Below are 14,744 nucleotides of genomic sequence, written 5' to 3' on the forward strand. Positions count from 1 at the left end.
CGCCTGACTGGCTGTGAAAATAAGCCAGTCTTTATGTCCGGCTTGCCAGCTTCTGAAACAGCGCGGTCAGCTGTACTTCATCTCTCGCACCCTGATGCTGATCGGTCACCTTTCCGTTGGCATCAATAATAAATGAGGTTGGCGTGCCGCTGACCTGATAGCGCTCTTTGGTAATGCCCAACTGATCGCGCACCACCGGATAGGTCACCTTGTGGTGTGCCAGCATCGAGGTGATATCTACGCCGTCAGGGTCGGTGTTAACCGCCACCACCACCACTTTATCGCCATACTCCTTGCTCAGCTTCTCCAGCGCGCCCATTTCCACCATGCAGCCGCCACAGCCCGACGACCAGAAATTCAGGTACACGCTTTTCCCCTGCCAGCGCGACAGATCCACCTGCTGCCCCGCCAGATCGTAGGCCGCCAGCGCCGGTGCCTGCGCCCCGACGCTAACCTGTTCTTCCTTACAGCCGCTTAGCGCCACTACGCCCAGCAGGCACAGTGCAGTAATCCCGTTACGCCATTTCATGATGATTCACCTCTTCACCGAAATACTTGCCGTGTTGCAGGCGGATAATGCGGTCAGCAAACCGACCTAACTCAGGATTGTGCGTCACCATCACAATGGTGCGCCCCTGCCGATGCAGATCTTTCAGCAGATCCAGCACCCGCCGTTCATTCTCTTCATCCAGATTCCCCGTCGGTTCATCGGCGAAAATCACCGGAGGCTCATTCACCAACGCACGGGCTATACACACGCGCTGCTGCTCACCGCCGGAAAGCTGACTCGGTAAGTGATCGACGCGATGCGCCAGCCCAACCTGTTCCAGCACGCGCTGCGCCGCCGCTTCATCCACCACGCTGTGGTAATGCTGCGCCAGCATGACGTTTTCCAGCGCGGTCAAAAATGGAATCAGGTGGAACTGCTGGAATACCAGCCCAATCTTATCGGCCCGGAACTGGCGTCGCCCTTCTTCATCCAGCCCAGCGGCATCGACGCCGTCCAGCAATACCTGCCCTTCACTCACCGTATCCAGACAGGTGAGGATATTCATCAGCGTGGTTTTACCGGAGCCAGATGCACCCATGATGGCGACGAACTCGCCACGCGCGATGCGGATATTGATGTCCTCCAGCGCGGTAACCTGACCAAAGCGTTTATAGAGCTGGCGAGTTTCAATCACCGCCTCCGCTGCCTGCGCCCCTTCCTGCGCGTTCACCTCTACAGACATCGAGCTACTCTCCTTTCAAAACTTTGGCTGGTTCGACGTAGATCGCCCGCCGAGTGGGAACCACCGCCGCAACGGCAGCAACCAATAACGACAGCACCAGCGTGAGCGGGAACACCGGTAACCGCAGCGAGATCGTCGCATTGAATACGGCCATCCCCAGCACCTGTGCCAGCAGATAGCCCAATAGCGAACCGCATAACACGGCCGCCAGCGCGATGATGCCGGTTTCCGCCAGCATCTGCCGGATGATGTCTCGTCCGCTCGCCCCCAGCGCTTTCTGTAACGCAAATTCGCGGGCGCGTTCGCCGACAATCGCCATCAGCGTGGTGTTCACACACAGGGAAGACAGCACGAGAATCACCGCCGAGACCAGCCCCATCAGCCCTTTGATTTTATTCAGCACCTGGCCTTCCGACGCCGACACTTTCAGGATCGGGCGGATCTCCAACTGCGGATACTGCTGCTGGAGTTGTGCAGCAAAGCGATCCACCTGCCCCAGATCGTTACTGACGCTCAACAACGCATTACTGATCGCACCTTCTTTATCCAGCCACTTTTGCGCCAGTTCCAGATTCACGATCAGCATGTTGTCCGTCGCATCGCCGGATTCCACAATGCCTTTGATCTGCAAACGCTGTTTACCGCCGTCGCCCACCAGCGTGATGCTGTCGCCGACCTTGACGTTCAGTCGCTCCGCCAGCTTCACCCCGATCATCGCGTTACGGTCATCGAAGCTCACGCCAATCCAGTTACCCGTGACCTGCCAGTACGGCGCCAGTTGGCGCAGCGATTCGAACCACACGCCCATCAGCACCACTTTTTCCAGCTCCGTACGCGCCATACCGTACAGATAAGGGCTGGATGCATTAATTAACCCAGCCGGTGCGTTGTCGATAATCGGTTGAAATGTACTCTGTGGGATCGAATTGCCCCGCGCCGGACCGATGTAAAAATTCGCGCCGAAGGTACGCAGTTCCTGACTCATCTTGGCGTTAATATCGAAATAGACCGCAGACATTGCCGTCACAATCGCCGCCCCGACCATCAGCGCCGCGAACACCACACTGACGCGCTGCATACGCAACCGCAGCGCGCGGAATACCAGTCGCCAGAACATGCTGTTCATCCAGCCGTTAGCGCCCATACAGCACCTCCACCGGATACAACCCAGCAATCCGACGTGCCGGGAACCACGTTCCGATAATGGCAATCAACACCGAGATCATCAGTACGCAGGGAATCACGATCCACGCGAAGCTCAAGGGGACGCCGAACAGCATCAGGCCAATCGCTTTCGCCAGCCCCCAGCCGGCGACGCAGCCCGCGATCCCACCCAGCAATCCGCTCAGCGCCGCTTCGAGATAAAACAGCAGCATGATCTGCCACTGGCGGGCACCCAGCGCTTTCATCAGCCCGATCTCTTTGGCACGTTCCATAATCGTGCTGGTCATCAGCGAGGCGATTCCCATTGCAGAAGCGACCAGCGCGGCAAACGTCACCACCGCCAGAAGCAGTTGGATCTTGTCGATCACCACACCTTCCGAGGCGGCGACCTGCCAGATAGGGCGGACCACCGAGCCGGAAATCGCTTCTTCCAACTGGTGCGCGATGGAAGACACATACGCGGTGCAGTACCAGAGGTCATATTCTTCGGCATTCAGCGCTTCCAGGTTTTCCCGCGCCCGACGCGACAGTTCGTTTTCCGGCACGGTGAGCGCCGATACGCGAATCGCCTGAATTTTCCCCGTCAGCCCCAGCAGCGATTGCACCGTTGCCAGCGGCATCACTAAACGGCTTTCTTCATCACCACCGCTGCTCAGAACGCCGCTCACTTCTACTGTTGCATCCCCTTTTGCGCCGTGCAGCGCGAGTTTATCCCCGATTTTCCAGCCCGTTTGCGCCGCCAGCTGTTTTCCCACCAGCGCCTGTGCCACATGTTCCGCCGTCACCGGTTCCTGCGGCCATTGCCCCGCCACCTGCCAGTAAGGGCTAACGGTCATTTGCCCTGTGCGATAGTCTTCCTCATCCGGCACCGCGACAGGCTGAGAAAAGAAGGTGCCCAGCACCGCAACGGGCTGACCATTGATTTCAACATCACCGCTCAACAGCGGCGCAAAACCGACAATGTTATTGCGCCAGAAGATATCTTTAATGTTCGGCAACTCGGCCTCATCAAGGAAGTCCTGCCCTTCCAGCGGATTACTGCGTTCGCCAAATAGCGCAGGCAGCGCAGCCTGACCTGCTGGCTCAATCAAAATATTCGCACCGTAGGACTTCAGCTCACGCGCCATTTTGTCGCCGATGTCGATGGAGACCGCCAGCAGCGCGGAGATCAACCCCGCGGCCAAAAACACAGTCAGCACCGCCAGCGATTTACGTCGGATATTTCTGCGCCAGGACTGACGTAACAGTCGCCACAGCATGATTATTCCCCCTCAGCCTGCTCGTCAGCCGCCGCTTTGGCGGTGGCGAATTTTGCGGGACTTTCGCGGAAGCGGTTATAGTTGGCCTCCGACGAGAAGAAGTACGTTTTACCGCCGTAGCGATATTTATGTTCCGCGTTCACGTTGGTCAGTTTGGAACCATCAACCGGATCGATAACCTCCATCGATACCACCGTCGAGAAGTAGTTAGTGCCTGCCGCCAATGAGGCTCGCCCAATCACCAGTTCGTTATCGTCATTGCTCCACCCTTCGATCGGCACGGGATTACAGCCGCCGGCCTTCCCGATAGAAGGAATGAAGATATGCACGCCGCAGGCGACACAAATGACCTGATTACCTTCCATCACATAGCCCTGATCGCCGCACAACAGGCAAGCATCAAACACCACGCCCAAACGCAGGCGATCGGGATAGCGGTTAATAATGAAAAAGCGCACGGCCTTGCCATCATCGGCAATCCATACAAAACGGTGCAGCTTACCATCACGCACTTGTTCAATCGGAATATGTACTTTGCCATCCGCCGCCAGCGTCACTGGCTGTGCTTCCGACAGGCGAGGCGGCTGTGACGCAACCTTGTCCCAATAGAGCTGGGCTAACACCACCACCAGCAGCGCTGCGACGGTTGACAGCAGCGTACGACGCACTGTGCGATAGCCCGCGGTTGCTTTACGCTTTTCAATCGCGTCATGCTCAGCCAGCATCTGACGACGCTCATGCCGCAGCGGCCAAACCAGCCCGGCAGCCAACATAGCCATAAACAACGCGCTGAGGTAATTGAGTAAATACGCGCTGTTAGTGACGTGCGCCACATAGCTCAGGCGTGGTTTGGTCAGCCCCAGCACCTGTAATTTCATCAACAGCAGCAGTAAATTACCGCTGATCGGTAGCAGCAGCAGGGCGGACAGCAACACCAGAAGCGGCCAACGTAGTAAACGAATACGGTGCACGATCATGCCGCACACCGCGGCACAGAATACCAGCCAGCCAAACGCCAGCATCACGGCGCTGAAATTCAGCAGTAGATCGGTATTCACCACGTGGGTCGTCGTCAGCGCGGACAGATTGGGATCGCTGCCCCAATGCACCGCCGATCCAGCCACCAGCAACGCCTGCCACAGATAGCCAAGACGCGAGTGGGAAAAACACTGACAGGCCAGAAATAGGATCAAGGCAAGCGCCTGAAGCGCCGTAAACCCCAGAAGAAACGCCTGCCCGTTAGGAAAATGCACGCCAATAAACGTACCGGCAAATAGCGCCAGCAGCGTGATCCAGCCAAGCGGCCTGATTGTCGGCGTAGAACGATGGCTCCAGTTCAATCCCAGCAATAGCGCTATCGGCAGGAAGGATTGAAGGGTCGTGATAAAGAAATAACTCATATTCTCGTCATACTTCACGTTGCTGGTGCGTTGGTTGAGCGTGATGTTGGGTGGCATCAGTACACGAACCGAAAAATCACCACCTCTGCAAGCCGCGATAACGTACCCACAGAGGCGTGAACATGACCGCGACAGAACATCGCGGACAGAAGATATTATTCTAAGCCAACGTATTTGAAGTCAAAGCTGACATCAAACGGTTTCCACCAACGGCCTACACCCGTTTCACCATCAGTGTGACGGTGCATACCGGCTTTTGATGGCGGTTCGATGTGGTACGTCACTTTATAGTTACCCACGCCCATCATTTTGATGTTCGCGCCGTAGTGTGGGCCATCGCTGGCAACCATTGGCATAAAGGTGCCTTCCTGCTTGGCTCCGGTATCGGTGTTGGTCAGGGTGTAGGCAATGGTCAGGAACGGCATCCACTCACCTGCACCGAAGCCGTTTTTGTTGCCTTCAGCAGCGTGAATATCGGCTTCCAGATGGATATCCGCTTTCGCAGCAGGCAGGCCCATTCCACGCGGTTCCATGTCGATAGGCTGCAGATAAACGGCGGCAATTTCCATTTCGTTCATGGAAACTGGCTCACCCGCTGGATATTCTTTAAACGCCAGCGCAGCAGGCGCAGTGAAAATACCGGCAATAACGGCACCCGCGATCAGACTTTTTTGCATATTCATCAAACCCATCCTCATTTCAGTCTTCCCTCTTCACTTATGTTATTCAGTGATTGAGGTTGTTATGGTTATTTGCTGCTCTTATTGCTTCCAGTATTACATTGACGCCGAATACTTTCTTTATCAGACGGCAGACGCTCTGCGCCGCATCACCCACAGGGCAATGAACGCCGCGACAACCAGCACGCCTTGTGGAATCAGCGTTTCCACATAAGGATAAATACCCAACCCACTGATTTCCGGCACACCGGCCAGCAGCGTCGGCTCAAACAGTTTGCCTTCGATAAGTTCCAGCACGCCCTTACCCGCAAACACAAACGCCATCAGGTACATAAAGCAGCCGGTAAACATGAAGAACGGCTTCAGCGGCAGTTTGACAATGGTGTAGCGCATCACGAGATAAGCGATAAGCAGAATTACACAGCCGATGGCAAACCCGGCCAGAATGGAGAGGTGCCCCGCCATGTTGCTGGCATCACCGACCAGCGCGTAATAGAACAGCACTGTTTCCGCACCTTCGCGGTACACCGCCAGAAAGCTGGTCAGCCACAGGCCGATCATGGAACCGCTGCTCAGCGAATGGGACAGCTTGCCTTCGAGATAGGCCTTCCAGTGTCGCGCCTCAACTTTGGACAACAGCCAGTAGCTCATGAAGAACAACATCACCACGGCGATCAGCATCGTAATGCCTTCCAGCAGCTCGCGGCTGGCACCGGAATTGGTGAACACAAGCTGGAAGATGACGGCGGTAATCACGCTACACAGCAGCGCGACATAAACCGACTGGCGAATCAGCGGCAACTTGTCCTGCTGGTTGTTTTTCACCAGATAGGCCACGATTGCCGCCACAATCAGTAAGGCTTCCAGGCCTTCGCGCACAATAATCAGCAGGCTGTAGATCAACAGGCTCCAGTGCGTTTCACCGCCGTCGCCCAACATGGTGACTGCCTTCGCCAGTTCCTGCTGTAACGCTTCGGCCTGCCCTTGCAGCTGTTCCGCAGGCTGTTTGGCGTTCATCAGGCTCACCAGGCGAGTGAAATAGCCTTCCAGCGTCGATTTGAACACCGCATCGCGAGAACCAATTTTATTCTCCATGCCAGTGGCTTCAAACAGATCGAAATAGGTGTCCTGCACCGCCATAATGGCAGGTTTGACGTGCCCTTGACGGTACTGCGCAATCGCGGCAGAAATAGCCTGATTAATATCATCAGAAATTTTCGCCCAGTTGGCATCCGGTACGGCAGCCGTATCGGCGTTCGCGGTAGGCGCTGCCGTCGCCTGCTGGCTGTCGCGCGTAGTCGGTAATCCCGGTAAGACATCTTCGATGTCCTGCAACAGCGCGGTTACCCGATAGGCGACGTCTGTCAGTTGGTCGGGCTGGCCAGCTAACGTAATCAGCGCGGAGAATTGTTGATTGATGGAAGCGGCCTGCTGTGCCGAGCGATTTTGTCTGACCGACATCTCCATTTCAGAGTTTTTAAACCCCTGATAATGAGCCTGCTGCACGCTCTGGCTGGCCTTTTTGTAATCACCGGCCTGATATTCCGCCACGGCCTGCGCGAGCTGGTCATCAATGATTTTGAAACTCTGCTGCCAGTACGGTGCGATATCCGTGTTGTCATAAGCTCCGTGCTGCTCCTGTGCAACCAGCTTGTGACCTTCTGACAGCACGGGCAGCACGGCGTCCAATTCGCCCTTCAACCATGAAATTTTTGCCTGTACCTCGGCTTGTGGTTTTCCTTCGCCAATCATGCGGCGAATTTCACCGAATGTGGCCTCTAGCTGATAGCTTTTTTGCGCGGAAAGGTTAATACGGATTGGGCCTTCAAGGTTTTCAAACACCTCGAAATAGGCCATCTGAACTTCGGTGCGGGCATCATCCGGCTTTTGCTGCTCATAGAGCTGAGCCGTTTTATCCAGCCGAGTTTCGATATCCTGAATGAATGAAGCGTAATCGGTCGCGGCAACTGCCACTGAACAACTCAACAGCCAACACAGCAACAGAAGCGTTTTTTGCCAGATAGACATAAGCGTGTGATGAAGCACAAATGATAGTTATTCTTATTATCACTTTGAGGTCGCCATCTGTCTTGATTTAGGTCACGAAAACATAAACAATAGAGACTTTAGTGTGTAACAAATAATTTCAAATTGAGTTATCGCTCAAAAAAACCACTTCCTTCTCATAACCCAAGAAAAAGACGGTGTTTTGATCGCAAAAACAACAAAATTCGCCCACAAAAAATAAAGCAATAAACATGCCACAAGTTAAAAAAATCACTCTTACGCTAGAGGATTTCGTCTCAATATGGCATTTCTTTACACTAACAAAGTCAGATTTACAGAAAAAAACACCCTTTTTCCTCTGTCATCCAAGGCATTACCTGCATCACAGTTAACGCGTTTCACCGATCATTTTCAGGCGATTATCCGCGAGCAACAGAACCGAGCAGATACTTTTCCGCTCGGTTCATCGACTGACTCATGGGTCATCTTGCGTTAAACGCCTGCCCCATGTTTAACCCGCTACGGATCAGAATTTTTCCCATCCTCCGCTATCGTGACGGTGAGCTGACAACAGCGGCGTGGTGCTCTGCCCAACCGTGCGATGAACGGGTGCAGCGACCGCTGGGCGGGAAAAGGACATTGTCGGATCGCGACCTGAATCCAGATCGAACACATCCACCAAAGCAGACAGTTCTTTTGTTTGTTCGTCGAGGTGAGCGGCTGCCGCTGCCGATTGCATCACTAACGAGGCATTCTGCTGCGTGACGCTATCCATTTCGTGCACCGCCTGACTAATCTGCGTGATGCCTCGCGTTTGCTCATCCGTTGCGGCAGAAATCTCGCTAATCAACTCATTAACATGCGCAATAGCCCCAATGATTGCCGTCATCGCTTCACCTGATTGTTTCACCAACCCCGCACCGTTTTGCACCCGTGATACGGATTCCGCAATCAGCGATTCAATCTCTTTTGCCGCCTGTGCACTGCGCTGTGCCAACGTGCGAACTTCGCCTGCCACCACAGCAAACCCTCGCCCTTGTTCCCCAGCACGCGCCGCTTCAACCGCCGCGTTCAGCGCCAGAATATTGGTCTGAAACGCGATGCTATTAATGACTGAAGTAATATCAGAAATTTGTCGGGAACTGGCGCTAATCCCATCCATCGTCGTCATCACATTAGCGCTGATATTCCCACCGTTCTGCGCCATGTTGGCCGCATCCTGTGCCAGCTTACTCGCCTGATGAACATGTTCGGTGGTCTGTCGCACCGTCGAACTTATTTCTTCCATACTGGTAGCCGTCTGCTGTAACGCCGCCGCCTGCTGCTCTGTACGGCTGGAGAGATCATCGTTACCACTCTTGATACTCGATGTCCCGTTATTGAGTTCCGTCGTACTCTGCCTGATGACCGTCACCGTATCACGCAAACTTTTCTGCAACAGTTTGATATCCGGTATCAACCGCCCTGCACAGTTCTTGCCGAATTCAACCAATTCACAACCTAAGCGCCCTGCCGTAAGTTGTGCCAAATGCGATTTCAGCACGGAAATCGGAACAACCAAGTAGTTTTTCAAATAATATTCCGTAAACATCAACGCGATAAGACCAATAATCATCACCGCAATCAGGGCGTTACGATTTTGGGCATTGTGTTCATGCACGCTGGGAATCATGGAAGAAGACGTAATCGCGTCCGAATAACGTTTAAGATCTTCACCAAACGTCAGGCTAATGGGGGGATACACAGAGCGAAATATTTGTTGAAATCCTTCGTAGTCATTACGCTGTAGCGCTGCGCTCATCGGGTCGATCGCAGTGGTAATGAGTGTGCTCCACGTTTTTTTTACCGCATCAACCGTCGCGGGGTCAACACCAACCTGCTCCGATGTTTGGAATTTCTCCAGTGAATCCTTGGTGTTTTTTAGCGCAGTTTGTGCCATTTCCAAGGTCTTTCTGCCGTTTTCGGGATCATTGTGCTGCAAATAATACACGCCCCTTTCCATGCGCGTTACCGCACGAAAATATTGATCGGAGCCATAAACCAGATGGGAATACGTTGTTCGCTGAATCTCACTTTTATCGAGAAGATTGGTGACTTGATAAAGCGAGTAAAGGCTGAATCCTGATGCTATTCCCCACACCACTAACAGAAAAGCCACAATGATCAGCACCATTATTCTTATGCTGATATTTTTTAGAAATTCCATAATGCACTCCGCGACGTTAATAAATATTTTCTGTCCGTACACGCTGTCGGAAAAATTTTTACTTCTTACTCATAACGGTGCTGCCCATTGTCTCGCGCCCTTACCCCACGCAATCTCACAGACGTTTTGGAATTCCCTGATTTATTCCCCATAAGAGGGGAGGCCATGCTAAATACTAATAAATAGAATGAATTACCTTCCTTGGGGTATCCATCTCCATGGTTTTAAACCACCAACAAGGGCTACTGTCCCATCCCTGTCAGCGGCACATAAATGTAATATCGTCAAAAACAGTATAGGCCTTAATAGATAAAGACGAGGAATACACTGTCACCTTATTTTCCAGACGAGTGTCTTATGGGAAAAGGTCGCAGCGCTCAACACGTTAGGCCAGTTTGTCATCGCCCTGAGCATGACCACGATCAGTAAATTAATTTTCTTTATCGGTGATTATCGAAGGTTAAATGACTGCATCAACAGCCGCCATAGGAATGCAGTTCTTACGATCCAAAACTCGGCTTTGGAGAATAATCATGCAGAAAGTGCTTACCGTCTGTCCGTATTGCGGGTCAGGCTGCAAAATTAACCTGCTGGTAGAGAACGGCAAAGTGATTGGTGCAGAAGGGGCAAACGGCGTCACCAACGAAGGTGAACTGTGCCTGAAAGGCTATTACGGCTGGGATTTTCTTAATGACACGAAAATTCTGACACCGCGTTTAAAACAGCCGCTGATCCGACGTCAGAAAGGCGCTCCCTTTGAAGCGGTATCCTGGGATGAGGCTATCGATTTTGCCAGTTCGCGATTAAAAACGATTAAAGAGAAGTACGGCGCCGCGTCGATTATGCACACGGGATCGTCACGCGGCCCCGGTAATGAAACCAATTACGTGATGCAGAAATTCGCCCGAGCAGTCACCGGGAATAATAACGTCGACTGCTGCGCCCGACTCTGCCACGGCCCTTCGGTCGCCGGATTGCAAGTTACGCTGGGCAACGGCGCAATGAGTAATTCCATCTGTGAAATTGAAAAGACCGACTGCATCCTGATTTTCGGCTACAACGCCGCCGACTCACACCCTATCGTGGCGCGCCGGATCCTGAAAGCCAAAGCACGCGGGGCAAAAATCATCGTGTGCGATCCCCGCCATATTGAAACCGCCCGCATCGCCGATCTGTGGCTGCCGTTGAAAAATGGCTCCAACATGGCGTTGGTCAACGCGTTCGCCAACGTCCTAATTAACGAAGGCCACTACGATAAGGCTTACGTTGCCCGCCATACCGAAGGCTTCGAGGAATTCAGCCAAATCGTCGCGAAATATACGCCGGAATATGTAGCCGACATCACCGGCCTGTCGCCGAAATTGATTCGAGACGCAATGCGAATGTATGCCGCCGCGCCGTCCGCCACCATTCTATGGGGAATGGGCGTGACGCAATGGGGGCAAGGCGTGGATGTGGTCAAAGGGCTGTCCGGTCTGGCGCTGCTGACCGGCAATCTGGGGCGGCCGAACGTCGGCGTAGGGCCGGTACGTGGACAAAACAATGTGCAGGGCGCATGCGATATGGGCGCGCTGCCCAATATGTTCCCCGGTTATCAAAAAGTCACAGATAAAGCGGTGCTGGCGAAATTTGCCGATGCCTGGGGGGTGCCTGAACTCTCTGATAAAGTAGGCTACTCGCTGACCGATCTTCCGCACAAAATACAGGAAGGAAAAATCAAGGCCAACTATGTAATGGGGGAAGATCCGCTGCAAACCGAGCCAGACCTGTCGATGCTGCGTGATGCCTTCAACGAGCTGGAATTGTTGATCGTGCAGGACATCTTCATGACCAAGACCGCCGCGATTGCCGATGTGATTTTACCTGCGACCTCCTGGGGCGAGCACGAAGGGGTTTATACCGCCGCTGACCGAGGATTCCAGCGATTTTATAAAGCAGTGGAACCACAGGGCGATGTGAAACCCGACTGGGAAATCATCAGCCTGATGGCTACGGCGCTCGGCTATCCGATGCACTATAACAACACGCAGGAAATCTGGGACGAACTGCGAGCACTCTGCCCGCTGTATTACGGTGCGACCTACGAGAAAATGGCGGGGCTTGGCTATGTGCCCTGGCCATGCCCGACGGAAGACAGTCCCGGAACACCGTGGTTGTATGCGGGTAATCACTTCGATCGTCCCGGCGGAAAAGGCTTACTGCTCACGGCCGAGTGGCGACCGCCGATGGAACGGGTGGATGAGGATTACCCGTTAGTCTTGTGCACCGTGCGCGAAGTTGGCCATTACTCCTGCCGTTCCATGACGGGCAACTGTACCGCATTACAAACGCTGGCGGATGAGCCGGGCTACGTGCAGGTTAGCCCATACGACGCTGAACGTTTAGGCATCCGCGATCAGCAGTTGGCCTGGATCTCGTCGCGACGCGGCAAGGTTATCTCTCGCGTTTCAGTCAGCGAGCGCATCAATAAAGGTGCCGTTTACATGACCTACCAGTGGTGGATCGGTGCCTGCAATGAACTGACGTTGGATCATCTCGATCCGGTGTCTAAAACGCCGGAATACAAACACTGCGCTGTTAAGTTGGAGCCGATTGACGATCAACATGCAGCGGAGAACTATGTACAACAGGAATACAGCCAGTTGAAAGATCGGCTGCGCAGCACCGCAGAAAACGTCAGCTAATCTCCCTTACCTAAGCCGCCGCGAACCTCAGCCGTCAGGTAAAAGCCGTGGCGGCTTAACGTTGCACTTCGGCGTTGAAAACGCCAGCCACGATAAAGTAAGCATCAAGCTTCTTCGCTGAAATAACCAACAGCGAGGCCTAAAATCATCGATAACATATGTTTAAAAAATAAAAAACACCATTTTAAACACACTAAATGCCTTAAAAGTTACAAATAGAAACATATAGAGCAATAAGTAAACGCAAAACCAGTAACACCAAAATTAACTTTAAATCATTAAATAAAAGTCACGATTTAAATAATTAAAAAATTAAATTTTTTATAAAAATACATGTATATAAACTTTTCGTTAATTGTTCTTTTATTTTTACTTAATCTTTAAGTAATTCACCATATGTTTTATTGATGTATAGCCACAGATCATTAGCAACACTAATTCAACACATTACGCCACGCTACACCGGTAAAGAAAATCATAATAAATCATTGTTTATTAACAAATTAATGAGATATGTTTGTTTTATGCGTTCGGTGTATCACATCCCCATTTATCATTACAGGTGACATGGATATGCATTTTTCGCATGACAAAGATCACAATTACATAACAATCCGCAGAAAAAAAATGTAAAAAGCAAGAATCGTTGTAATATCGGCGGGCAGACACAACACCCCAATAACAGATTCGGGTGAAGGCTTGGTGTATTCAGGGAAACATCAGCCATCACACGGCAATAATATTGTGTTGTCTGAATCAATTCATCAACATGAGGTTTATATGCAAAGACAGAAGTTACTTGTGCAGATAGTCTTGGCTATCGTCCTGGGAATATTAATTGGCTGGGCCTGCCATCAATATCTGGATGGCAGTCGAGCAAAAGAAGTTGCGTCCTATTTCAACATGGTTACCGATATCTTCCTGCGCTTGATTAAAATGATCATCGCACCACTGGTCTTTGCTACGCTGGTTTCCGGTCTGGCAAGCATGGGCGGAAACTCTTCTGCCGTTGGTCGTATCGGTATGAAAGCGATGATCTGGTTTGTCACCGCATCATTCATTTCCCTGCTCATCGGTATGCTCTTCGCTAACCTGTTCCAACCCGGCGCAGGCATGAATCTGCCGGTTCCTGTACAACAGGTTGCTACGGGTCTGAACACTGACGGGTTTACGCTTAAGAGCTTCATCAGCCATATCTTCCCGAAAAGTATCGTAGAAGCGATGGCGAACAATGAAATTCTGCAAATTCTGGTGTTCTCACTGTTCTTTGGTTCTGCTCTGGCTTATGTCAAGGGTAAAAACAAACACGCGACTGCGATCATCTCCATGATCGAAGAACTCACCAAAGTCATGTTCCGTATAACCGATTACGTCATGGCGCTGGCTCCTATTGCTGTCTTTGCCGCAATCGCTTCCGCGATTACCACACAAGGGCTGGGGCTGCTTTACGACTTCGGTAAATTGATCGGTGAATTCTATCTTGGTTTGGCCTTGCTATGGAGCGTTCTGTTCCTGGTTGGCTATCTGTTCCTGGGCAAAGGCATTGTTAGACTGGCGAAACTGATTCGTGAACCTACCATGTTGGCTTTCGCCACAGCGAGCAGTGAGTCTGCTTACCCGAAAACCATGGAAGCGCTGACCAAATTCGGCGTGCCGAAAAAAGTCACCAGCTTTGTGCTACCACTCGGTTATTCGTTCAACCTTGACGGCTCCATGATGTACCAGTCCTTTGCGATTCTGTTTATCGCACAGGCTTACAACATCGATCTGAGCATTACCCAGCAAATCCTGATTCTGCTGACGCTGATGATCACCAGTAAAGGGATGGCGGGCGTAGCGCGTGCTTCCATCGTGGTAGTTGCCGCCACGCTGCCGATGTTCAGCTTACCAGAAGCCGGTATCCTGCTGATTATCGGTATCGACCAGTTCCTGGATATGGGGCGTACTGCAACTAACGTCATCGGTAACAGTATCTCTACTGCCGTTGTGGCCAGTATGGAAAAAGATATCCATGATGATGAGGAAGAGGCTACCGACGACGTCGTCGCCTATCAGGAACCTCAGCAGGCTACGCAAAATAGCTAATGCTGAGTGAGTGAATACGTCATCTAT

At 52.2% G+C, this 14,744-nt stretch carries 10 protein-coding genes; 2 read left to right on the plus strand and 8 right to left on the minus strand.

Going from position 1 to position 14,744, the window contains the following annotated elements; genetic code table 11:
* Positions 1–31: 31 nt before the first annotated feature.
* The 8 genes from H0247_RS17770 to H0247_RS17805 all read right to left on the minus strand — a co-directional run bounded on the left by H0247_RS17770 (position 32) and on the right by H0247_RS17805 (position 9,948).
* Complete coding sequence (locus H0247_RS17770) at positions 32–529, minus strand: TlpA disulfide reductase family protein (RefSeq protein ID WP_180743734.1); 498 nt, start codon at positions 527–529, stop codon at positions 32–34.
* Positions 516–1,232, minus strand: coding sequence for an ABC transporter ATP-binding protein (locus H0247_RS17775; RefSeq protein ID WP_095994143.1), 717 nt, complete (start codon positions 1,230–1,232; stop codon positions 516–518). The genes H0247_RS17770 and H0247_RS17775 overlap by 14 nt, the downstream gene beginning before the upstream one ends.
* Before the next feature lie 4 nt (positions 1,233–1,236).
* Positions 1,237–2,376, minus strand: coding sequence for an ABC transporter permease (locus tag H0247_RS17780; protein ID WP_370463381.1), 1,140 nt, complete (start codon positions 2,374–2,376; stop codon positions 1,237–1,239).
* Positions 2,366–3,655, minus strand: coding sequence for an ABC transporter permease (locus H0247_RS17785; protein WP_180743735.1), 1,290 nt, complete (start codon positions 3,653–3,655; stop codon positions 2,366–2,368). The genes H0247_RS17780 and H0247_RS17785 overlap by 11 nt, the downstream gene beginning before the upstream one ends.
* 2 nt (positions 3,656–3,657) lie before the next feature.
* A complete protein-coding gene (locus tag H0247_RS17790; RefSeq protein ID WP_180743762.1) occupies positions 3,658–5,055 on the minus strand; it encodes a Fe-S-containing protein in 1,398 nt (465 codons plus the stop codon).
* A 155-nt stretch (positions 5,056–5,210) separates the two neighbouring features.
* Positions 5,211–5,738, minus strand: coding sequence for an iron transporter (locus tag H0247_RS17795; RefSeq protein WP_180743736.1), 528 nt, complete (start codon positions 5,736–5,738; stop codon positions 5,211–5,213).
* 120 nt (positions 5,739–5,858) lie between these two features.
* Positions 5,859–7,763: an FTR1 family protein gene (locus tag H0247_RS17800; protein WP_180743737.1), complete on the minus strand. Its 1,905-nt coding sequence runs from the start codon at positions 7,761–7,763 to the stop codon at positions 5,859–5,861.
* 505 nt (positions 7,764–8,268) lie between these two features.
* On the minus strand, positions 8,269–9,948 hold the full coding sequence (locus tag H0247_RS17805) for a methyl-accepting chemotaxis protein (RefSeq protein ID WP_180743738.1): 1,680 nt from the start codon (positions 9,946–9,948) through the stop codon (positions 8,269–8,271).
* Positions 9,949–10,481: 533 nt separating this feature from the next.
* Here H0247_RS17805 and fdhF point away from each other — a divergent pair.
* Both fdhF and H0247_RS17815 read left to right on the plus strand, forming a co-directional pair.
* Complete coding sequence (gene fdhF, locus H0247_RS17810; protein ID WP_180743739.1) at positions 10,482–12,632, plus strand: formate dehydrogenase subunit alpha; 2,151 nt, start codon at positions 10,482–10,484, stop codon at positions 12,630–12,632.
* 780 nt (positions 12,633–13,412) lie between these two features.
* Positions 13,413–14,717: a dicarboxylate/amino acid:cation symporter gene (locus H0247_RS17815; RefSeq protein ID WP_180743740.1), complete on the plus strand. Its 1,305-nt coding sequence runs from the start codon at positions 13,413–13,415 to the stop codon at positions 14,715–14,717.
* The last annotated feature ends 27 nt before the right edge of the window (positions 14,718–14,744 follow it).

Origin of the sequence: Pectobacterium sp. CFBP8739 (assembly GCF_013449375.1) — a bacterium.
GTDB lineage: Bacteria > Pseudomonadota > Gammaproteobacteria > Enterobacterales > Enterobacteriaceae > Pectobacterium.